The sequence below is a fragment of the Nesterenkonia maliinae genome (assembly GCF_051262655.1).
GTDB lineage: Bacteria > Actinomycetota > Actinomycetes > Actinomycetales > Micrococcaceae > Nesterenkonia.
In genome coordinates this window covers 56,647-77,448 of sequence record NZ_JBIMEY010000006.1, presented here as the reverse complement: position 1 = coordinate 77,448, position 20,802 = coordinate 56,647, and the positions used below count along the sequence as shown (strand labels likewise).

The 20,802-nt window shown below is 68.3% G+C and carries 22 protein-coding genes; 10 read left to right on the top strand and 12 right to left on the bottom strand.

The window, feature by feature from the left end; all coding sequences use genetic code 11:
- Positions 1–27 precede the first annotated feature (27 nt).
- Together ACHAA4_RS11365 and ACHAA4_RS11360 are read left to right on the top strand one after the other, a co-directional pair.
- On the top strand, positions 28–1,215 hold the full coding sequence (locus tag ACHAA4_RS11365) for a S8 family serine peptidase (protein WP_435774285.1): 1,188 nt from the start codon (positions 28–30) through the stop codon (positions 1,213–1,215).
- A 2-nt stretch (positions 1,216–1,217) separates the two neighbouring features.
- The gene (locus ACHAA4_RS11360; RefSeq protein WP_435774284.1) at positions 1,218–1,484 is read left to right on the top strand and encodes a hypothetical protein; all 267 of its coding nucleotides are present in this window, start codon (positions 1,218–1,220) and stop codon (positions 1,482–1,484) included.
- A 32-nt stretch (positions 1,485–1,516) separates the two neighbouring features.
- On the opposite strand, the gene ACHAA4_RS11355 is transcribed toward ACHAA4_RS11360, so the two are convergent.
- From ACHAA4_RS11355 to glpX, 4 genes are all read right to left on the bottom strand, one after another.
- Entirely contained in the window at positions 1,517–1,819 is a 303-nt protein-coding gene (locus ACHAA4_RS11355) for a putative quinol monooxygenase (RefSeq protein ID WP_435774283.1), read from the bottom strand.
- Positions 1,820–1,928: 109 nt separating this feature from the next.
- Positions 1,929–2,633, bottom strand: coding sequence for a nuclease-related domain-containing protein (locus ACHAA4_RS11350; protein ID WP_435774282.1), 705 nt, complete (start codon positions 2,631–2,633; stop codon positions 1,929–1,931).
- Positions 2,634–2,867: 234 nt separating this feature from the next.
- Positions 2,868–3,059: a hypothetical protein gene (locus tag ACHAA4_RS11345; RefSeq protein WP_435774281.1), complete on the bottom strand. Its 192-nt coding sequence runs from the start codon at positions 3,057–3,059 to the stop codon at positions 2,868–2,870.
- A gap of 35 nt (positions 3,060–3,094) precedes the next feature.
- Complete coding sequence (gene glpX, locus ACHAA4_RS11340) at positions 3,095–4,159, bottom strand: class II fructose-bisphosphatase (protein ID WP_435774280.1); 1,065 nt, start codon at positions 4,157–4,159, stop codon at positions 3,095–3,097.
- Positions 4,160–4,293: 134 nt separating this feature from the next.
- Here glpX and ACHAA4_RS11335 point away from each other — a divergent pair, with 134 nt between their 5' ends.
- The 4 genes from ACHAA4_RS11335 to ACHAA4_RS11320 all read left to right on the top strand — a co-directional run bounded on the left by ACHAA4_RS11335 (position 4,294) and on the right by ACHAA4_RS11320 (position 6,705).
- Positions 4,294–4,917 (top strand): DUF4245 domain-containing protein, encoded by a 624-nt coding sequence (locus ACHAA4_RS11335; protein WP_435774279.1) that lies wholly within the window; start codon positions 4,294–4,296, stop codon positions 4,915–4,917.
- Complete coding sequence (locus ACHAA4_RS11330) at positions 4,914–5,543, top strand: carbonic anhydrase (RefSeq protein WP_435774278.1); 630 nt, start codon at positions 4,914–4,916, stop codon at positions 5,541–5,543. Before ACHAA4_RS11335 ends, ACHAA4_RS11330 begins: the two co-directional genes overlap by 4 nt.
- An 88-nt stretch (positions 5,544–5,631) precedes the next feature.
- The gene (locus ACHAA4_RS11325) at positions 5,632–6,159 is read left to right on the top strand and encodes a prepilin peptidase (protein ID WP_435774277.1); all 528 of its coding nucleotides are present in this window, start codon (positions 5,632–5,634) and stop codon (positions 6,157–6,159) included.
- A 9-nt stretch (positions 6,160–6,168) separates the two neighbouring features.
- Positions 6,169–6,705: an NUDIX domain-containing protein gene (locus ACHAA4_RS11320; RefSeq protein ID WP_435774276.1), complete on the top strand. Its 537-nt coding sequence runs from the start codon at positions 6,169–6,171 to the stop codon at positions 6,703–6,705.
- Positions 6,706–6,784: 79 nt separating this feature from the next.
- Here ACHAA4_RS11320 and ACHAA4_RS11315 read toward each other — a convergent pair whose 3' ends face one another.
- Positions 6,785–8,206: a class II fumarate hydratase gene (locus ACHAA4_RS11315; protein WP_435774275.1), complete on the bottom strand. Its 1,422-nt coding sequence runs from the start codon at positions 8,204–8,206 to the stop codon at positions 6,785–6,787.
- 140 nt (positions 8,207–8,346) lie between these two features.
- The gene (locus tag ACHAA4_RS11310) at positions 8,347–8,688 is read right to left on the bottom strand and encodes a MarR family winged helix-turn-helix transcriptional regulator (protein ID WP_435774274.1); all 342 of its coding nucleotides are present in this window, start codon (positions 8,686–8,688) and stop codon (positions 8,347–8,349) included.
- Between the two features lie 394 nt (positions 8,689–9,082).
- Between ACHAA4_RS11310 and ACHAA4_RS11305 the strand changes: the two genes are divergently transcribed.
- Entirely contained in the window at positions 9,083–9,793 is a 711-nt protein-coding gene (locus ACHAA4_RS11305; protein WP_435774273.1) for a rhomboid family intramembrane serine protease, read from the top strand.
- A gap of 84 nt (positions 9,794–9,877) precedes the next feature.
- Here the strand turns inward: ACHAA4_RS11305 and phoH2 are convergent, their stop codons facing one another.
- Together phoH2 and ACHAA4_RS11295 are read right to left on the bottom strand one after the other, a co-directional pair.
- Entirely contained in the window at positions 9,878–11,227 is a 1,350-nt protein-coding gene (gene phoH2, locus ACHAA4_RS11300) for an RNA 5'-3' helicase PhoH2 (protein WP_435774398.1), read from the bottom strand.
- A 360-nt stretch (positions 11,228–11,587) separates the two neighbouring features.
- Positions 11,588–12,370 carry an isoprenyl transferase gene (locus ACHAA4_RS11295; protein WP_435774272.1) on the bottom strand — a complete coding sequence of 261 codons (783 nt, stop codon included), beginning with the start codon at positions 12,368–12,370 and terminating at the stop codon, positions 11,588–11,590.
- A 173-nt stretch (positions 12,371–12,543) separates the two neighbouring features.
- Between ACHAA4_RS11295 and trhA the strand changes: the two genes are divergently transcribed.
- Complete coding sequence (gene trhA / locus ACHAA4_RS11290; protein WP_435774397.1) at positions 12,544–13,221, top strand: PAQR family membrane homeostasis protein TrhA; 678 nt, start codon at positions 12,544–12,546, stop codon at positions 13,219–13,221.
- A gap of 4 nt (positions 13,222–13,225) precedes the next feature.
- On the opposite strand, the gene ACHAA4_RS11285 is transcribed toward trhA, so the two are convergent.
- From ACHAA4_RS11285 to mca, 4 genes are all read right to left on the bottom strand, one after another.
- Positions 13,226–15,466, bottom strand: coding sequence for a thioredoxin domain-containing protein (locus ACHAA4_RS11285; protein ID WP_435774271.1), 2,241 nt, complete (start codon positions 15,464–15,466; stop codon positions 13,226–13,228).
- A gap of 99 nt (positions 15,467–15,565) precedes the next feature.
- Positions 15,566–17,734 carry a dipeptidyl-peptidase 5 gene (locus ACHAA4_RS11280; RefSeq protein ID WP_435774270.1) on the bottom strand — a complete coding sequence of 723 codons (2,169 nt, stop codon included), beginning with the start codon at positions 17,732–17,734 and terminating at the stop codon, positions 15,566–15,568.
- Between the two features lie 135 nt (positions 17,735–17,869).
- Positions 17,870–18,244 (bottom strand): hypothetical protein, encoded by a 375-nt coding sequence (locus ACHAA4_RS11275; protein ID WP_435774269.1) that lies wholly within the window; start codon positions 18,242–18,244, stop codon positions 17,870–17,872.
- Between the two features lie 118 nt (positions 18,245–18,362).
- On the bottom strand, positions 18,363–19,220 hold the full coding sequence (mca, locus tag ACHAA4_RS11270) for a mycothiol conjugate amidase Mca (protein WP_435774396.1): 858 nt from the start codon (positions 19,218–19,220) through the stop codon (positions 18,363–18,365).
- A gap of 212 nt (positions 19,221–19,432) precedes the next feature.
- On the opposite strand from mca, the gene ACHAA4_RS11265 reads away from it, so the two are divergent.
- On the top strand, positions 19,433–19,870 hold the full coding sequence (locus ACHAA4_RS11265) for a DUF4307 domain-containing protein (RefSeq protein WP_435774268.1): 438 nt from the start codon (positions 19,433–19,435) through the stop codon (positions 19,868–19,870).
- A 108-nt stretch (positions 19,871–19,978) separates the two neighbouring features.
- Entirely contained in the window at positions 19,979–20,800 is an 822-nt protein-coding gene (locus tag ACHAA4_RS11260; RefSeq protein ID WP_435774267.1) for a molybdate ABC transporter substrate-binding protein, read from the top strand.
- Positions 20,801–20,802 lie beyond the last annotated feature (2 nt).

The window sequence follows — 20,802 nt, the reverse complement described above, 5'->3', positions numbered from 1 at the left end:
TCGGCGCGGCACAGGGATTGGACAGCCATGGAACGTTTCGTAGTGACCTTTGACACCACAGATTCCGAGATGCTGGAACGAGGGGCTCCCGGGCTGCTCAGCGCCCAGGGCTTCTCCACCGACGTCTACTTCCCGCGGCTCGGCGTGGGCGTGGTGGACGGGGAACCCGGTGAGCTGGAGGCGTTCAGCGGTCGCTGCCTGGAGCGCCGGGCACCGATGAGCTACAGCCGCGAGCTGACCTACTACGCAATCGGCGCGACCCCCGCTGACGGTGCGGCGGTGGACCCCACCTCCTTAGACAGGACTGTCGCCGCAGATCCGGTCACCGCGGCCGAGTTCACCGACACGGCGGCGCTGACCTGGGGGTTGCAGGCCGTCGAGATTGGTCGCGCCCAAGCTGCCGGGCTCACCGGCGCCGGAGTCCGCGTCGCGGTGCTCGACACCGGCTTCGACGTCGGACACCCGGACTTCGCCGGACGGAACGTGACCGCAGAGTCCTTCATCACCGGGGAAGGACCCGAGGATGTGCACGGGCACGGCACACACTGTGTGGGCACTGCCTGTGGACCCTGGAACTCACCCTCCGGGCCAGGCTTCGGGGTCGCGTCCGGGGTGGAGATCTTCTCGGCCAAGGTGTTGGGCGAGGACGGGTCCGGCTCGGACGCGTCGATCCTCGCCGGCATCGACTGGGCGCTGGCGAACGGCTGCCAGATCATCTCGATGTCGTTGGGCGCCGATGTGCGTGAAGTCCATCCGCCGTACGTGACCGCCGGTCGGCGGGCGCTGGAGCAGGGCGCGGTGCTGGTCGCGGCGGCAGGCAACAATGCCGGGCGTCGTGCGGGCAATCCCGGGTTCGTCGGAGCGCCGGCGAACAGCCCGTACGTCATGGCGGTCGCGGCACTGGACTCTGGTCTTCGCGTGGCGGACTTCTCGGCCCGCTCACTGGCGCACGACGGCGGCGAGGTCGACATCGCTGCCCCCGGGGTGGACATCTATTCCTCCTGGCCCCGCCCCGAGCTGCACCGCAGCATCAGCGGCACCTCGATGGCCACTCCGCATGTCACCGGCGTCGCGGCGCTGCTCTCCGCCTCGACTGGTCTGCGCGGACAGGGCCTGTGGGACGAGCTGATCCGGACCGCGCGGCCCCTCGAGGGCGCTGACGTCGAGGACGTCGGGGCGGGACTGGCCGTGGTCGCACCCGGGGAGGGTCAGTGAGCATGACCGAGCAGCAGTGGATCATCACCGTCGATGAGGAGCATCTGGACGGGATCGATGCGGTCGTCACCGAGCTGGAGGCCGCAGGACTCGTGGTGGACCGGGTCCTGCGCAGCCTGGGGCAGATCACCGGGCACACGTCTGCGTCCCAGGGAGTCCAGACCCAGACCTCGGGTGGGTCGCCGAGCTTCTCTGCGGTGCCAGGCGTGGCCTCCGCCGACGGCGCCCAGCGGCACCACATCGCACCGCCCGACGCGGAGGTCCAGTAGGGCTCCGATGGGGCCGCACCGAGGCATCGACGTCACTGCCTGAGCGGGGACCCGACCACATCGAACTGGTGGCCGCCCATGTCGCCCGTGAGGAGAGGCATCGCCTCCGCGATGAGAGCCCGGACGCCTGGCAGCTGGAGCGACTCCCGATGCGCCTCGGCCGAGGTCCACAGCTCGGTGACGAACACCGTCTCCGGCTGCTCCTCGCTGATGCCGACCTCGTAGAGAAGACACCCGGCCGGTTCCAGATCGGGGTTGTGGCGGGTCAAGATGGCGACGACCTGGTCTCGCTTCCCCGGCGCAACTCCCAGCGTTCCCACGTTCGCGAAGGTCATGACACCACGATAGACAGGCGGCTCGGTCCTGTCAGGCCCCCCGGGCGGGGCCAGCCCGAAGCTGTCGGGCGGCGCTGGAGCTGACGGGTCTCACTGGAGCTGTCGGGTCTCACTCAGCGGCGGCGAAGTGGGCCGCGAGCTGCGCGCCGACGAGGTCGACGTCGATGCGGATCCGCGTCCGGGCCCCCGCGACCTGCTTGACGCGTCTGGGCCAGAGAACGTGGACTCCCCGAGTGCGCGGATGACCACCCATGGGCCATTCAGCGCGGTAGAAACACAGCATTCCCGAGACAGGAACGTCGGGGGTGCAGCCGCGCACCAGGTCAACCTGTTTGAGCACCTGATCCACCAGGTGGGTGCAGTCTCGACCACGCACGGTGAGCTTCTCCACCCGCGGAGTCAGCAGTCCTCCGCTGCGCCGGAGTTCCACCCTGCCCGTGTACTTCTTGGAGTCGATCACCCAGACCCCGGAGGGCACGATCAGGATGTGATCGATGTTGGCGCGGGACCCGGGGATCTTCCGATCGTGCAGCACCAGGCCGCCCAGTTCCAGAGCCACCCTGTCCAGGCGGGCTCCGACCCGGCGCTCCCCCTCGGCGCCGATCGCCCAGGCGGCCGTGCTCTGCTTCTCCTTGCTCAGCGCGACCGCGATGCCGCCGAAGCGCCCCCACTTCTCGCGTATCCGCGCTTCGTCATTCGCTCGACGTCTCGCGTACTCCCGCTGCGCGCCGGTCCCGGCGCGTCCACGGTGAAAAGCTGTGGGGACTGCATGCTCCGCCGCGGGTGACGCTGCGCCCTCCGAGGGCAGCGTCACCCGCGGCGGCGGGGCCTCGGTCGGGGGTGGAGGCGGTGGCGCCCCCACCGAGAGCGGCACTCGATCTTCAGAGAGTTCGCGGGAACCATCGTTGCAGGGGAGGCAGAACACCTTCCTGCGGCTTCCGGAGTGAAAGGCATCGGCTCCCGCTCGGAGCGGCTCTGCGCAGACGGCGCAGACTCCGGCGTATCGAAGCCGCAGCGGTCTGATGTCCTCGGGGATGTCTGCGGGCATCTACGAAGCCCCCACAGCCTGCCGGGAGCGCCAGCTGCTGCGCACGGTCATGAGCACGGACAGCACGAACCCACCGATGAAGAGCCCCACCAGCGGCGCCGCAAGGGCGTCCCCGATCACAGACTGGCTTCGCAGCTCCATGACCAGGAGTGCCGCCGCCAGGAGTCCCGCCGAACGCATGAGCTGCCCCATACTTTTCTCCTCGAGATTCCGCGCGAACCGGATGACTACTGCCTGGTGTAGGACTCCCACTTGCGCGCCTGGTGCTCGGCGTCGATGATCCGGACCGTTCCGGACTTCGAACGCATCACGATGGACTGCGTGGTGACCTTGTCGCCCTGGTACCGGACGCCGCGCAGCAGGTCACCGTCGGTGATGCCGGTGGCGGCGAAGTAGCAGTTGTCACCGGTGACCAGCTCGTTGGTGGTCAGCACCCGGCTGACGTCGTGGCCAGCGTCGAGCGCCTTCTGCGCCTCCTCGTCGTCCACGGGGGCAAGGCGGCCCTGGATGACGCCGCCGACGGCCTTGATCGCGCAGGCGGTGATGATGCCCTCGGGTGTGCCGCCGACTCCCATCAGGACATCGATGCCGGAGCCTTCGCGGGCCGCGGCGATGCCGCCGGCGACGTCGCCGTCCATGATGAAGCGCACGCGGGCACCGGCCTCGCGGATCTCGGTGACCAGCTTGGAGTGGCGCGGGCGGTCCAGCACGCAGACGTTGAGCTGGCTGATCCGCTTGTTCTTGGCCTTCGCGATCAGGTGCAGGTTCTGCTTGACCGGCAGGCGCAGGTCGACCATGTCGGCGGCCTCAGGCCCGGTGATCAGCTTGTCCATGTAGAAGACCGCTGAGGGGTCGAACATGGTGCCGCGCTCGGCCACGGCCAGGACTGCCAGGGCGTTGTTGTAGCCCAGTGCGGTCAGTCGGGTGCCGTCGATCGGGTCCACCGCCACGTCGGCCTCAGGTCCGGCACCGTTGCCGACCCGCTCGCCGTTGTAGAGCATGGGGGCTTCGTCCTTCTCGCCCTCGCCGATGACGACGATGCCGTTGAGGTTCACGGTGTCAAGCAGGGATCGCATGGCATCTACTGCAGCACCATCGGCGGTGAGCTTGTCCCCCATGCCCACCCAGGCGCCGCCGGCGATCGCCGCGGCCTCGGTGACGCGCACCAGCTCCATGGCCAGGTGCCGGTCGGGCTCGGAGTCCCCGACGGCCAGGCGGGCCGAGAGGTGGGAGAAGTCCTGGGAGGAGCCGTCGTCGGAGCGTTTGCCGCCGTGCTGCGAAGAATCGTTCATGGGCTTGGTCCACCTTCTCGTGTCGGCTTCTGTCCGGCCTCGTCGCCGGCTCTGCGGCCATCATAGCCGCGAGCGGTGACGCGGCACCGAGTCACGAGCCCGGGCATGTCAGTCCACGGTGACACAATAGGAGGGTGAGCGAGCCAGAAGAAACCCCGACCCCGCAGCTGACGCAGTCCCAGGCGAAGCGGATGCGCCAGCCCATGATCGGCGTCGTGATCACCGTCGCCATCACCATGCTCGCGGTGTTCGCCGTGATGGGACTCCGTCCGGAGCGGGACGTCACCTTCACCCCGGACGTCGACGTCGAAGAGGCCGCCGGCTGGACCAGTGACGTCGCCGGGTACACCGCCATCGTCCCGGATGTCCCTGAAGGGTGGACCGCGAACTACGCCCGGTGGGAGAACCGGGCCGAGCTCGGGGTCACCGCCTGGGAGGTCGGGTACTCGGTCGAGGAGCAGAGCTTCCTGAGCTTCGCGCAGACCGATGAGCCCAACCCCGCCTGGGTCAATGAGATGACACGTCAGATCAGACCCACCGGGGAGGAGACCGTCGGCGGGCTCACCTTCGAGGTGCGGGAGGACGACGAATACCGGTACTACGTCCTGGAGGCGGAGGCGAACACGGTCGACGGCACGGCCATCGTGCTCGGCGGCGAGGCCCCGGCCGAACAGTTCGATTACTTCGCCGAGTCGGTCGTCGAATCGGTCGATGTTGAGGTAGAAACAGAGGACGACAACGGAGGTTCCACAGGATGACCGCATTGACCCCACCCGTCCAGCCGCTGCCCGCTGAAGTCTGGGAGCTGCTCAAGACCGGCAATGAACGCTTCGTCTCCGGTGAATCGAAGCACCCGAACCAGAATGCGGCGCGCCGCTCCTCCCTGACCGAGTCCCAGCACCCGGTGGCCGCGATCTTCGGCTGCTCGGACTCCCGGCTCGCCGCAGAGATCATCTTCGACGTCGGCCTGGGCGACGTCTTCGTGGTCCGCACGGCGGGCCAGGTCACCGACGACGCCGTGCTCGGCTCCCTGGAGTTCAGCGTCGCGGAGCTGAAGGTCCCGCTCATCGTGATCCTCGGCCACGACTCTTGCGGAGCCGTCTCCGCCGCTCTGCAGGCCAACGAGTCCGGCGTGACCCCCACAGGTTTCGTGCGCAGCCTCGTCGAACGCATCACTCCCTCGGTGATGGCCGCTCAGCGTGCCGGGATCACCGGCGTCAACGAGACCGTGGAAGAACACGTCAAGCAGACCGCGCACCGGATCCTGGATCACTCGCGGGTGCTCCACGATGCCGTGGCCGAGGGTCGCACCGCCGTCATGGGCGTGACCTACCGTCTCTCTGAAGGACGCGCCGACGTCGTCACCAGCATCGGCGAGGTCTGAGCGCCCGAGCTCCGCGACCTCGAGGCTGACTTTCCACAGGAAAGTCAGGGCCATTCCCTCATGAGCTCCTGACGCTTAGGGTGGTGCCGTGATCGCGTTCGTCACCGAACTTCTGAGCTCAGGATCGCTGCACCAGGCCCTGGCGGGACTGTTGCTGCTGCTCGGCGGGGTCGCCTTCGCGGTCTGCGCCCTTGCGCTGAGCTTCATCGATCTGCGCGAGCACCGACTGCCCAATCGAATCCTCTACCCCTGGGCAGGGATCACGCTCGGGCTGCTGATGCCCAGCGCTCTGCTTCTGGGCGAACCGTGGGCGGCGCTGCGCGCCCTGGCTGCAGGCCTGGTCTGGGGCGGGCTCTTCCTGCTCGTGCGCCTCGCCGCTCCCCCAGCGCTGGGCATGGGAGACGTGAAGCTCGCCGTGGTGCTGGGCCTCTACACCGGGTTCGTCAGCTGGGACACCGTGCTGGCCGCCGTCGTCCTGTCGTTCCTGCTCGGCGGAATGGTCTCGGCGGGGCTGCTGATCTCGGGCCGCGGCACGGCCAAGACCGCGGTCCCGTTCGGACCCTTCCTGCTGGTGGGCACGGCCATTGCGCTGATGCTCAGCGGCGGCACTCACTAGGCTGGGCACATGCCCACCCCTGACTTCATCAAAGAACTGCGTCAAGACATCGGGACCAAGGAGCTCTGGGTCCCTGCGACCCGCGGAGTGGTGCTGCGCCGTCCTCCGGTCCACGACGACGCCGCCGACTCCGCCTCCAGCCTCGCCGAGAGCGGCTCCCCCGCCGAGACCGAGGTGCTGCTGGTGCGCCGGGCCGACAACGGGGCCTGGACCGTGACCTCTGGAATCCTTGATCCCGGGGAGGATCCGGCGGTCGGCGCGGTCCGCGAGATCGAGGAGGAGACGGGCGTCATCGCCCGCCCGGTCCGCGTGGCAGGGGTCTTTGCGACCGGACTGGTGCGCTACCCCAATGGGGACGCCTGCCGATATCTGGACACGGTCCTGGAGATGGAACCGGTCTCGGGGCAGGCGCGGGTCAACGATGAGGAGTCCGTGGAGGTCGGCTGGTTCCCGGTCTCGGAGCTCCCGGAGCCGATCAGCGAGGACCAGCGGATGGTCATCGACTGGGCGCTGGACGCCGAGGCCCCCGCCCGATTCCGCAGCTGACGTCAATCCACCCGGCTGGTTGCGTTCTCCGGTCGAAACGTACCGACCGGAGAACGCAACCGCCCAGGATGGGAGGGGATCAGCCCGGGCGGGTCATGCTCATCAGGTCGAGGGACTCATCCAGCTGCGCCTCAGTGAGGTCGCCGCGCTCGATGTAGCCCAGCTCGATCACGGCGTCGCGCACGGTGAGCTTGTTCTTCACCGCGTGCTTGGCGATCTCTGCCGCCGCCTCGTAGCCGATGTGTTTGTTCAGCGGGGTGACCACCGAGGGTGACGCGGCGGCGAGGAACGCTGCGCGCTCCTCGTTGGCGGTCAGGCCCTTGATCATCTTGTCCGCCATCACGTAGCTGGTGTTCTTCAGCAGCCGGATCGACTCGAGCAGATTCGCGGCCATCACCGGGATGCCGACGTTGAGCTCGAAGGCGCCGTTGGTCGAGGACAGTGCGACGGTCGTGTCGTTGCCGATCACCTGTGCGCAGACCTGGATCGCTGACTCGCAGATCACCGGGTTGACCTTGCCGGGCATGATCGAGGAACCGGGCTGCAGATCCGGGAGCGAGATCTCGCCGAGCCCGGTGTTCGGACCCGAACCCATCCAACGCAGGTCGTTGTTGATCTTCATCAGCGAATAGGCGATGTTGCGCAGCTGCCCGGAGGCCTCCACGAGCCCGTCCCGGTTGGCCTGAGCCTCGAAGTGGTCGCGAGCCTCGGTCAGCGGCAGTCCGGTGTCCTTGGCCAGGCTGGCGATGGCCTTCTCGGCGAAGCCCAGCGGGGTGTTGATCCCTGTGCCCACGGCGGTTCCGCCCAGGGGCACCTCGGCCACGCGCGGCAGGGCCGATTCGATGCGTTCGACGCCGTAGCGCACCTGAGCGGCGTAGCCACCGAACTCCTGGCCCAGCGTCACCGGGGTGGCGTCCATCAGGTGGGTGCGGCCGGACTTCACCACGGAGGCGAACTCCGAAGACTTCGCCTCCAGCGCCTCGGCGAGGTAGGCCAGGGCCGGCTGCAGGTCATTGACCAGCGCGGAGGTGGCTGCCACGTGCACCGACGTGGGGAAGACGTCATTGGAGGACTGTGAGGCGTTGACGTGGTCGTTGGGGTGGACTTCCTTGTCCGAACCCTTCTCGGCCAGGTAGCGGTTGGCCAGGGTGGCCAGCACCTCGTTGGTGTTCATGTTGGAGGAGGTCCCGGAGCCGGTCTGGAACACGTCGATCGGGAAGTGCTCGTCGAGGTCTCCGGTCTCGACCAGCTCGGCGGCATGGACGATGGCCTCGGCGAGCTCGGCGTCGAGCACCCCGAGCTCCTGGTTCGCCCGGGCGGCGGCCTTCTTCACCCGTGCCAGTGCTTCGATGTGGGCGCGCTCAAGGGTGCGTCCCGAGATCGGGAAGTTCTCCACGGCGCGCTGGGTCTGCGCGCGATACAGGGCCTGGGCGGGCACCTTCACCTCACCCATGGTGTCGCGCTCGATACGGTATTCGGTCTCAGCAGTGTTCTCGGTCATAGCCTCAGTCTAGTAACCGATCGCTCACGGCCAGGACAGTGACGCGCAGCCGGGCGGCTTGAGGACTGCAGGAACCCGGGAGACGCGCAGGACCTCGGAGAACCACAGGACCCTCCGAGGACAGGACGCAGGATCTGTGCTCAGTCGATGCTGGCGATCAGTCCGCTGAGGAACTTGGCCACCGCGGCGCGTTCGTCCTCGGTAAGGGTCTCTACGGTCTCGAGCATCCGGCGGTGCATCTCGCTGAGCGTCTCGCGCACCTCGTGGTCCCCGGCGATGGTCGGTTCGACCGCGACCGAGCGACGGTCCCCGGGGACGGGCACGCGGCGGACGTAGCCATACCGGATGAGTCGGTCCACCAGCACGCTGACCGAGGCGGCGCTGATATCGAGCTCCTGGGCGAGATCACGCTGGCGAAGCAGCTCTCCGGCGGACTGGGCGCGGAGCACGTAGCGCAGCGCGAGGAGATCGGTCTCCCCCATGCTCATGGACTCCCTGGTTCGCGAGCGCATCCTGCGCTCGGACTCTCGGTACCTGCGCAACAGGTTAAGCACATCCACCGAGCTCGCCGCATGGGGCATGCCTCGGTACCAGTAACCCCCTGGCCGGGACTGCGGGGAGTCGTGGGGGCCGGGATCCGGCATCCTCGGATCCGACGGCACAGTGCTAGGGCTCTCGGGACCGACCTCGGGAGCCTGGTGTCCGTGTTCGTCCCTCGACATCTCCACCTCGGGGCGACTTGCGTGCCCACATCTCGATAGTTGCAAGAACTAGTTTTTAGCTCCTTAAGCAATGGTATGCCACCAGAATTCCGCAGGCCACCGCAGAACAAGCACTGAGGCACGATGCAGTCCCTCGCCTGCGTAGCATGGGGTGATGAGCAGAGCATTCCAGCGAGGCCGTGCAGACGGACCGATCAGCGCCGACTCCGGTGATTCCTGGCAGTCGCTGGGCACCGACCTGAAGTCCACCTTCGGACGGACCTTCCTGCCCGTCGTCGTGCCGCTGGTCGGCATGTGGGCGGTCTATCTGGTGATGGTGTTCACCGGGAACTGGATGAACCGGGCGCTGGGACTTCAGGCGCGGGAGGTCGACGGACTTCTCGGGATCTTGTTCATGCCGCTGCTGCACGGCGGCTTCGGCCACCTTCTGGGCAATTCGATGTCCTGGCTGGTCCTCGGCGGCATGCTCTCGCTGTTGACCCGGCACTTCATGAAGATCACTGCGATGATCTGGCTGCTCTCCGGCGTGCTTCTGTGGATCGGGGGGACGCCTTGGGTCTGCCATGCTCCGGAGGGCTTCGACTGCGGCGGTCTGCACATCGGCGCCTCTGCGGTCATCTACGGCTTCGCGAGCTTCCTGGTCGCCTACGGCTTCATCACGCGCCGGATCCTCGCGGTGATCTTCTCCCTCGCGGTGCTGTTCCTCTACGGATTGAGCATGCTCGTGGCGATGACGCCGCTGAGCCCCGGGGGGATCTCCTGGTCCGGCCACCTGGCAGGGGCGCTGGCCGGTGTCGTCGTGGCCTTCGTCTTCACCAGGTCCCTCCGCGCGGAGAAGTCCCAGAGGAAGCTCGCGCGGAGCTGAGCCGAACAGAGCTGAGCTGAGAGGCCCCGCCTACCGAGGTGGACGGGGCTTCTCAGCCGTCGCGGATCTCCAGCCGCAGCGAACCTAGGCGTCTTCGAGCAGCTCGGTCACCAGGGCCGCGATCCGCGAGCGCTCCGAGCGGGTCAGCGTGATGTGGCCGAAGAGCGGGTTGCCCTTGAGGATCTCCACCACCGCCGCGATGCCGTCGTGACGGCCCACCCGGAGGTTGTCCCGCTGGGCGACGTCGTGGGTGAGCACGATCTTGGAGTTCTGTCCCATCCGGGACATCACGGTGAGCAGCACGTTCTTCTCCAGCGACTGCGCCTCATCGACGATCACCCATGCGTCATGGAGCGAGCGCCCGCGGATGTGGGTCAGCGGCAGCACCTCGAGCAGCCCGCGGTGCATCACCTCATCCAGCGCGTTCTCCGAGACCAGCGCGCCGAGCGTGTCGTAGACCGCCTGTCCCCAGGGGTTCATCTTCTCCGCCTCGGAGCCGGGCAGATAGCCCAGCTCCTGACCGCCCACTGCGTAGAGCGGCCGGAAGACGATGATCTTCTTGTGCTCGCCCCGCTCCAGGACGGCTTCGAGCCCGGCGCAGAGGGCCAGCGCGGACTTCCCCGTTCCGGCTCGACCTCCCATCGAGACGATGCCCAGCTCCGGATCCATCAGCATGTCGATGGCCAGTCGCTGTTCGGCGGAGCGCCCGTGCAGCCCGAAGACCTCGCGATCTCCGCGGACCACCTGGACGTATTTGTGCGCGGCGCCGTTCTGCTTGACTCGGCCCAGCGCGGAGCCGCGGTCGGAGGAGATCACCAGTCCGGTGTTCACCGGCAGCTCTTCGGCGTCCTCGAGATCGATCTTCTCGCCTTCGTAGAGCTGAGTGACCTGCTCGGAGCTGGCGCTGACCTCGGCAAGTCCGGTCCAGCCGGAGTCGGTGACCCATTCGTTGCGGTACTCATCGGCGGCGAGGCCCATGGCGGAGGCCTTCACCCGCATCGGCAGGTCCTTGGAGACCACTACGACCTCACGGCCCTCGTCGGCGAAGTTCTTGGCCACCGCGAGGATCCGAGCGTCATTGTCGGAGCCTCGAAATCCGTGCGGAAGGACGTCCAGCGAGATGTGATTCAGTTCGACCAGCAGCGCTCCGCCGAGATCATTGAGCGGGATCGGTCGATTCAGCGCCCCGTGCTTCACGCGCAGCTCATCGAGCAGTCGCAGCGCCGACCGGGCGAAGTAGCCCAGCTCCGCGTCGTGACGCTTCTTCTCCAGCTCGGAGATGACGACGACGGGGAGGATCACCTCATGCTCGGCGAACCTCAGGAAGGCCTTCGGATCCGAGAGCAGCACCGAGGTGTCGATCACATAGGACTTCTGCGCGATCGCTCCGGCGATCGCGGAGTCGAGCGCGTCGCTGCTGACGGCGTCAGGCATTGCGGGGGTCAGATTCGAGGAGGCCACGGTTTCTCCATATCCGGAAACACAGAAGGTCCCGACCTCGAGTCGTGGTGGATGGCACCTGGTGGCACATCCGGCTCGTGGCGGAACCTTGAGCTGTCCCCGTTGTGATTCTCAGGGGTGGTCGGTTCGGCCCTCTGGGGCCAGTCCGACCCCTTCCACCTGATGCCTCTGGCATACGTGATCGGGCCTCTCCGGTCAGTGTTCTGACACTTCGAAGCGTACTCCCAGATGGAACTACATGGCAGTAGTTCTTGATGATGTTCGTGTGACGAACGGGTAAACAGCTCGACCCCCGACGCCCATGACACAGGCTCCGACCACCAGAAGCTGGGGTCAGTTTCCGAAGCGCCGTTGCCGCTGTGCGTAGTCGCGAAGCGCGCGGATGAAGTCCACGCGGCGGAAGTCCGGCCACAGCGCCTCGCAGAAGTAGAACTCGGAGTACGCCGACTGCCACATCAGGAAGCCGGAGAGGCGCTGCTCCCCGGAGGTGCGGATGATCAGATCGGGGTCGGGCTGACCGCGGGTGTAGAGCCAGTCGGCGATCGACCCGGGAGTGAGCTCCTCGGCCACCTCACTGATGCTGCGGCCCTGCGACTCGGCGTCGCGCAGCAGCTCCTTGACCGCGTCGACGATCTCCTGTCGCCCGCCATAGCCCACCGCCACATTCACGTGCACGGCCGGCTCCTGCTCGGCCCGGGCGAGCTCGGCATCCACGCAGCGCAGCCGCTCGGCGAGCGGCGCCGGCAGCAGCTCGGGCTGGCCCACGGGGTGGACCCGCACGGGGCGTCCGCCGGGCCGGGATTCACAGAGCCGCTCCAAGGTGTCGGCGATGATCTCCATGAGCTGGTCCAGCTCTTCGGCGGAGCGGCTCATGTTGTCGGTGGAGAGCATGTAGAGGGTCACCGTGGGCACGCCGAGCTCGGCGCACCAGTCGATGAACTCCACGATCTTGTTCGCGCCTGCCAGGTGCCCGTCCGCGGTGGGCGTGCCGGCAAGCTTGGCCCAGCGTCGGTTGCCGTCCACGACCACGCCGATATGCTGCGGGATCCGGTCCTGCGGCAGGGCGCGGCTGATCTGCCGTTCATAGACGGCATAGGCGAGAGAACGCAGCCCCATAGGACCTCCTGCAGTGTGGACGCATTCCCACCCTAAGGGACGGCACCGGGATCTGGGCCAGAGCCGGGCGGGGGTCCGGGTGCGGCGTGTGACACACTAAGTTACCGACCGGTTATAAGTGGCTCTACACTGGTGGCGTGGCCACGAGACGACACGACACGAAGCCCTCCCCCCTGGAATCTGCCCAAGAGGGTCCGGGCGGCGGATCCATCGACGGCTCCGCCGGGCGCAAGCCGCGGCTCCGCGGATGGCTGCACGCCGGCATGATTCCCCTGGCGCTGGCCGCGGGCATCGTCCTGATCGTGCTGGCCCCCGCAGGCGCTCTGCGCGCGGCCTCCGTGATCTACGTGATCACCGGACTGATGCTGTTCACCGTCTCGGCCACCTACCACGTGGGCAACTGGTCACAGCGCACGGGAATGGTGCTCAAGCGGCTGGACCACACCAACATCATGCTGATCATCGCGGGCACCTATACCCCGCTGACACTGGCGCTGCTGCCCGAACCCAGAGACACGATCCTGCTGGTCGCGGTCTGGATCGGCGCACTGGCCGGAGTCGCCTTCCGCGTGCTCTGGACCAGCGCGCCGCGCTGGCTCTACACCCCGAGCTATGTGATCCTCGGACTCGCGGCCCTGGTCTTCATGGGTGACTTCTTCGCGGCGGACCCGGCCGCGGCCACCTTGATCTGCGTCGGGGGTGCCGCCTACATCACCGGCGCGGTCTTCTACGCGATCAAGCGCCCCAACATCTCACCCGAATGGTTCGGCTTCCACGAGCTCTTCCACGCCTGCACCCTGGTCGGTTTCACCTGCCACTACATCGCCATCATGCTCGCCCTGCTCGGCTGAGTCCTCACCCGCGGATCGCCTCCAGCGCCTGATCCACCGATCCCACCGGGGGCAGGCACACCATCGAGCCCACGGAGTTCAGGCACACGCTCAGCCGGAGCTCCGCATCAGGACCCACCGTCCCGGCTGTGACCGGTTCCACCGGCACCCCGTGGAGTGCGCCGATCCGACGCACCTGAGCCAGATCCTCGGCAGTCCCGGAGAGGAAACGGAAGGCCGGCGATCTGCGGGCTGCGCGGCGCGCGACCAGCAGGGAGGCCCCGATCACCGTGGGCGCCTTCGCTGCGGCGAGCTTCACGTGCTGCAGGATCTGTGCCGGCCTGAGGTCCTCGATGCCGAGCAGCTCCAGTGCTTCGGCCATCTGCAGCGCCTGGGCCAGTGCGGCGACGCTGCTGGGCTCGGGCCCATCCAGCGGGGTCGCCAGCAGCGGCCCCTGCGCAGCGGCGGCGAGCGGCCCCGTGGTGTCCGAGCTCTCCAACAGCTGCAGCTCCCCGTCCTCGCGGCGCACGAGGTTCTCCAGGATCTGGCGCAGCACAGCATGCCCGCGGTGCACCCATTCGGCGTCCGCGCCGGCGGAGCTGAGCTGGAAGCAGGCCACCGCGAGATGTGCGTGATCGGCGAGACCCCCCAGCTCGACCGCGGGCACTCCGGCGTAGGAGATGCGCCGGACGCTCGCCCGGCCGACTGTGGTCTCGAGCGTGACGTGGATCTGCCAGAGCCGCTCGGCGAGCGCCTCGGCCTGGGCCAGCAGCGCGGCGTCGTCCCAGAGCGCCGCGGCCGTCGCCATCGAGGAGATCGCCTGCGCATTCCAGGCGGCGACGACCTTCTCGTCCCGTGCGGGCTGATCGCGCAGCGCACGACGACGGCGCAGCTCGGGCGCGATCTGTTCCCAGAGCTGTCTCTGCGCCCCGGTCAGCGGCTCATCGAAGTGCAGCGTGCGCGGAGTCTGCGCGCTGATGTTCAGCGGTGCGCCCTGGGTGATCGACTGCTCGTCGGCGGGGACGCCCCGGTTCAGGCCCACCAGCTCGCGGGCCTGCTCCTCCCCCAGGCCTGCGGCCGCGGCGGCTTCGAGCAGCTCGGTGTCGGAGAACAGGTAGGTGGCGCCTTCGGCGTGCTGGCCCTGGGCATCCACGGTGTCGGCGTCGAGGGAGGAGGCGAGCAGGCCGGAGTCCGGCAGCAGCATGCGCTCGGTGAGCCAGTCCAGGCTGAGCCGGGTTTGGCGTTCGGCGCGTCCACGGGACTCCTCATCTGCGGCGGGGTGCACGCTGAGCCGGGCACAGTGGCCGATGAGCTGGGCATTGTCGTAGAGCATCTTCTCGAAGTGCGGCAGCGCCCAGGCGAGATCGGTGGCGTAGCGGGCGAAGCCGCCCTCGACCTGGTCGAAGAGTGCCGACCGGCCGAGGGTCTCCAGGGTGCGGACAGCCATCGCCGCGGCGGCGGAGGCGGGGTCCCAGGCCGACTCCTCGAGCAGGAAGCCCAGCAGCGCCGACGGTGGGAACTTCGGCGCGGAGCCGAAGCCGCCATGGACCGGGTCCTCCTGCTCGCCCAGCACCGCCAGCGCGTCGAGGACCAGGCCGTCGAGCTCGGCGGGGTCGACCGTGACCTGGTCAGTCGCCGTGTCTGGCGTCGCCGCGTCCGCGCTCCCCTTGACCCCCGTCGCGGCGCCGGGTGACGCGTCGGTAGGGCGGCGCGCGCCGTCGTCGTCGTGGGTGTAGATCGTGGTGGCCAGTCCCGCCTGCTGCCGGCGCTGAGCTCCGAGGGATTCGGCGATCTTGCCCGCGGAGGTCTCGACCTCTGAGCGGCGCTCGGTCCAGGCCTGGTGGACGGCGTCGAGGACCTCGGCGAAGGAGGGGACCTGGCCGATCCGGCGAGGCGGGAAGTAGGTGCCGGCGTGGAAGACCCGGGCGTCGGGGAGGGTGAAGACGCTCATCGGCCAGCCGCCCTGCCCGGTCATCGCCTGGGTGGCGGCCATATAGGTGTCATCCACATCGGGGTGCTCTTCGCGGTCCACCTTGATCGCGACGAACCTCTCGTTGAGCGTCTCCGCCAGCGCCGGGTCCGCGAAGGACTCACGCGCCATCACATGGCACCAGTGGCAGGCCGCGTAGCCGATGGACACGAAGACCGGGACATCCCGGCGACGCGCCTCCGCGAAGGCCTCGGCTCCCCAGGGTCGCCAGTCCACGGGATTATCCGCGTGGGAGCGGAGGTAGAGCGACGAGCTTGCGGCGAGGCGGTGTCCCATCCGGCCAGTCTGGCGCACCCCCGACCCGGCGTCGAGAGCCCTCCAGGGATCGAGAAGCGGGACACCCTCGCGTCGAGGGACGCAGACCTCAGCGGGCCATCAGCGGCTGAGCTCGAGGTGCGGGATCCCCTCAGGCTCGAAGCCGAAGATCTGGCCGTAGAAGCTGAGCGAGGCCTCGAAGCTGGTGATGATGTTCTCGGCCTTGCGGAACCCGTGCTGCTCCCCGGCGAAGAGCAGAAACGCGTGCGGGATGGACTTCGCCGCCAGGGCGTCGCGGAACATCTCCGCCTGGTTCGGAGGCACGATCGGATCCTCATCACCCTGGAGCAGCAGCACCGGGCAGTTGAGTGAGTCCACGTGGTTCAGCGGCGCCCGCTCGCGGTAGATCTCGGCCGCCTCGGGATAGGGCCCGACGAGCCCGTCGAGGTAGCGGGACTCGAAGTCGTGGGTGTCCTCGGCCAGCGCGACCAGGTCGGCCACGCCATAGTTGGAGACTCCCGCCGCGAAGGTCTCGGTGCGGGTCAGGCACGCCAGGGTGGTCCAGCCTCCGGCGCTGCCTCCCTCGATCCCCAGCCGCGCAGGATCAGCGACGCCTTCCGCGACGAGGTGCTCCATCACCGCGACGGTGTCCGCGACGTCCACCACGCCCCACTGGCCCTTGAGCCGGTCGCGATAGGCCCGGCCGAACCCGGTGGATCCGCCGTAGTTGATGTCCACCACCCCGATGCCGCGCGAGGTGTAGTACGCGATCCCCAGCGAGAGACCGACGGCGGCCTGGCCGGTGGGTCCGCCGTGCACCTGGGCGATGAACGGGGGCAGCTCCCCCGCTGGTGCGGTAAATCCCGCCTGCCGTGGCCGGTAGAGCACCGCGTGGATCTCCTGACCGGCCTCATCACGCACCGTGATCGGCTCCGGTTCCGGCAGCAGACCGGGCTCGGGGGCGTCATCACGGGAGGACCGGACGACGGCGAGGCGGTCGAGCTGCCACTGCTCGTCAGTGCTGCCGAGCTGACCCAGGCTGATCCCGGCGAACTCGGTCCTCGAGGCGCCGTGGACCGCGAGCGCCCCGTCGTGACGCAGGCTGACTCCGGAGATCGTGGTGTGCGGGAGCTCCAGCGGCGTCACATCCCCGGTGGCAAGATTCAGCACGCCCAGTGAATCCGTGGCGGTGCCGTGGATGCTCAGCGCGTGGTCGGCGTCGACCAGGGTGAGCCAGCGCGCACCGAGCTGCCACAGCGGCCCGGCGTACTCCTGCTCGTCGACCAGCAGCTGCCGCGGCCGCTCGGTCCCGGGACTGGTTGCGGTCTGTATCTTTTTCAGGGCCGTGGTCTGCACGGTCCAGGGGTTCCACCAGCCGGAGCGGTCGCTGAGGTAGAGCAGCTCCCCGTCACGGCGCCACTGTGGCTGCAGCACCGAAACCTCAGGGCCGCCGTCGAGGACGGTCTCCTCGACCACGATCCCGCCGGCGACCCGGCCCAGATGCAGCTCGGTGCCGTCCCAGGGCATCTGCGGGTGCTCCCAGGAGATCCAGGCCAGCTGAGTCCCATCCGGGGAGAGCTGCGGATGCGCGACGAAGCGCGAGGACGGGGTGACCTTGCGCACCGCGAGCTGGTCCTCGGCGGCGGTCCCGTCCAGCGGGAGCGCCGCGATATGGCGTTCGATCAGCGGCGCACCGTGAGCATCCTCTGCGTCGAGGTGCTCCTCGCAGACCCACCAGACCTCGAAGCTCCCCTCGGCGAGCGAGACCGCCGTGGGCTGGGCCCAGCGCAGCGAGGGGCCGCCTGCGGACCTCACCTCGGGACCCACCGGGCTGATCGGCTGCGGAACGCCGCCTTCGACGAAGGCATAGACCCGCTGGTCGGCGAAGTTCACGAACAACACTAGCGGCGCACCCGACGCGGCGTCCGCAGGCCGCGCACCCGCGGGCAGCGCAAGACCCGCCACGTCATCTGCGGGCAGGGCGATCCACGAGGAGCCGCCGTACTCGTGGACGCGGGATCGTGCGTTGAACGGCGCGGGCAGCACCGTCACCGGGTCGGGGCGCTTCGGAGGAGACGGGCGGGCCGCGTCGTCGTCGTGAGGGGGTGCCGTCAACGGATCTGCCTCGGTCCGGACGATGGTCTGCCGTCCGCCCTCGGCGGCGAGCGCCTCGCTCCACCAGAGCTGCTCGCCCACCCATTGCGGCGAGCCCAGCCGGTTGCCGCCGACGGCGAGCTGTTCGGCGGAGATGGTCGATGGCCAGGACCCGAACGGGAGAGTTGTCACCATGGCGCCAGTGTAGGACACCCCACCCGCTCGCCGAGTGGCGGAATCTGCGGGGATCTGGGGCCGGTAACCCACTCAATCAGTCTGAGACTCCGCCCCTGAGCGCGGAGGCTCAAGGCCTGCGGGACAGGACCGGGCTCAGCGGGAGGGTGGGTGCGGTTCGTTCTCGGCGGGCGGGGCCGGCGTCGTCGAGGCGGGGCCGAAGCGGGCCTCGGCGGCGGCGTCGCGGGAGCGCTGCTGGGCGGCGGAGATCTCGGACTCGGTGATCTCACCGGGGAACTCGGCCTCGTCCTCGCCGTACTCGGCCTCCACCTGTGCCCGGTATTTCATCCGGCGCATCCGCTTGACCAGGTCGCGGACCACCACGATGAGCAGCACCACCACCAGGGCGGTGAAGAGAAAGCCTTCGATCCCCGGGGTGATGTCAGCCTCTTCGAGCCCAGGACGGAGCTCGGGAGCGTCACCGCCGCCCCCACCTGGCCACGGGTTGTTGACCGAGGGAATTAGAACCACAGGTGTCTCTGCCTTTGAACGTCGTCAGTCCTGGCGGACCGGGCTTCTTAGGCGGCCGCCGACGGCGACCACTGGCGCAAGTCTACGCGTTGCAGAAATTCGGCGGCGAACCGAGTCGTCAGCGCAGACCGCTGAAGAGATCGTGTTCCGGCAGCTCGGTCTTGACCCGGGAATCGACCAGGACGTAGTCGTCATAGGGCCATACCTCGCGCAGGAAGTCGTTGGGCGTCGCAAAGAAGAACCCGTCGGGCTCCACCTGGGTCCGGTGGGCGCGCAGCGCACGGTCACGGTGCTCGAGGAAGGTGCCCACCGGGATCTGCGTGGTCACCTCGTGATCGGTCATCCACGGGATCGACCCGTCGCGGAAGCGCAGGAGTCGATCTTCATAGGGAGACTCATGCCCGGCGTCGACCAGGGCCTGGTGGAGCGCCTCGAACCGGCCAGGGTTGAAGGCCCGGTCGTAGTAGAGCTTCTGCGGCTCCCAGGCCTCGCCGAGACCCTGGTATCGGGTCGCGTCACCGGCAGCCTGGTAGGCCTCCACCGTGATCTTGTGACTCATGATGTGGTCCGGGTGCGGGTATCCGCCCGCCTCGTCGTAGGAGAGGATCACGTGCGGCTTGAACCGGCGCACCAGGCGCACCAGCGGGGCCGCGGCCTGCTCCAGCGGCAGCGTGGCGAAGCTGCCGAAGGGCAGCGGCGGAGTGGGGTCCCCCTCGGGCAGCCCTGAATCGGCGAAGCCCAGCCAGACGTGGGAGATGTTCAGCGCCTCGGCAGCCTCAGCCATCTCCATTCGGCGGACCCCGGGCAGGTCGCGGTGGGTCTGCAGGATCTCCCCAGCGGCGGGGTTGAGCAGGTCGCCCTGCTCGCCGCCGGTGGCGGTGGCCACCATGACTTCTGCCCCGGCGGCCGCGTAGGCCGCCATCATCGCGGCCCCCTTCGAGGACTCGTCATCCGGGTGTGCGTGCACGGCCAGCATCCGCAGGCCCGAGGACCTCGGGAGGCCCTGCGCCTTGGCACCGGCGACCGCGGCGGCCACCACGTCGGTGCTGACATCGGTGCCGTGGTGGACGTCGGCATCGTAGCCCGCCGGGGAGCTCGCCTCCTCCGCTGTGCGGGTCGAGGCATCCGGGGAGGACTTCTGGGGGAGAGTGCGGTGTGAGCTCTGCATAAGCACCTAGAATAGTCCCGATGACTGAGTCCAGCACCACCGACGCCGCTGCCTCCACCGAGCTGGAGTCACGCTACGGCGCCCCGAAGCGCAGCGTGTCCGGGAAGTCCCAGCGCTGGATGATCATCGGCGCCCTGGTGCTCGCGTTCGGTGCGATGGTCTACGTCACCGTGGGCAATGCGGTGGGTCAGCTCACCCATAACGACGTCGGATACACGATCAGCTCAGACACCGAAGCCTCGGTCGATTTCGAAGTCTCGAAAGACCAGGATGCTACTGTTCAGTGCATGATCCACGTGTTGGACAACAGCTACGCAGTTGTCGGCGCCCGGGTCATCACGATCGGCCCGCATGAAGGGTCGAACCCAGGAGATCGCAGCGAGTATTACCGCACTGACGTGCGGACCGAGTCCCGCGGAGTCACCGGAGTGGTGGACTCGTGCTGGGGCATCGACTGATCGCTGCATCACCCGCATCACACATAGAGCTCTAGCAGACGGGCTCCACACCCTTTCCTTGGGGGCCTGTCCTTGAAACCCGACTCTCTGTTCTTCCGACTCCGCGGCGTGATCGCGCTCGTCCTCCTGCTCTGCTTCGTGGCGGCCTTCGTGCTCAGCGCCTGTGGTCCCGCGGCTCAGGTCTCGACGAGTGAGCAGCGCAGCGTGACCGTGCTCGCGGCACCGTCCACCGCGCCGGCGCTCCACGCGCTCAACGCCGATCTCCACGACCGGCAGAGCGGGGTCTCTGCCCGGGTGGAATACCTCGGGGCCGAGGACCTCCAGCGCAGGATCGAGTCCGGCCCCGACGCCGACCTGGTCCTCACCGCCTCACGGGAGCATATGCAGACGCTCGCCCAGGCCGGCAGCATCGAGGGTGATCCGCTGCCGCTGGCGAGCAATCGTCTGGTGCTCGTCGCCACCGCGGAGAACCCGCACAGCATCGATGGGTTCGACGACTTCGCCGCACGCGTCGCTGAGCTGAGGGTGAGCACCTGTGCCGGAGACTCTCCCTGCACCGAGCAGGTCACCGACCTGTCCGGCTCCTTCGACCTGGACCTCACCGGTGAGGACTTCGAGGTCGCCACCGCTGGGTTCTCCGTCGGAGACGACACCGCACTCGAGACGCTCACCGCCGGCGAGAGCGACGCCGCCCTGGCCTACGTCACCGATGTGCTGGCCCAGGACGCCGCGCTGCAGACCTTCGAGCTGCCGGAGTTCCAGCAGAGCACCACTCAGGTCTGGGCCGGCGTGCTCGACGAGACGCAGAGCTCAGGCGCCGCCAACGAATTCTTCGGCATCCTCGCCGGGGAGCACTCGCGTTCCGCGTTCAGCGGAGCCGGCTTCCTTCCCGCTCCTGTCGCGGAAGCGGAGGCCAGAACCGATCACTAGGC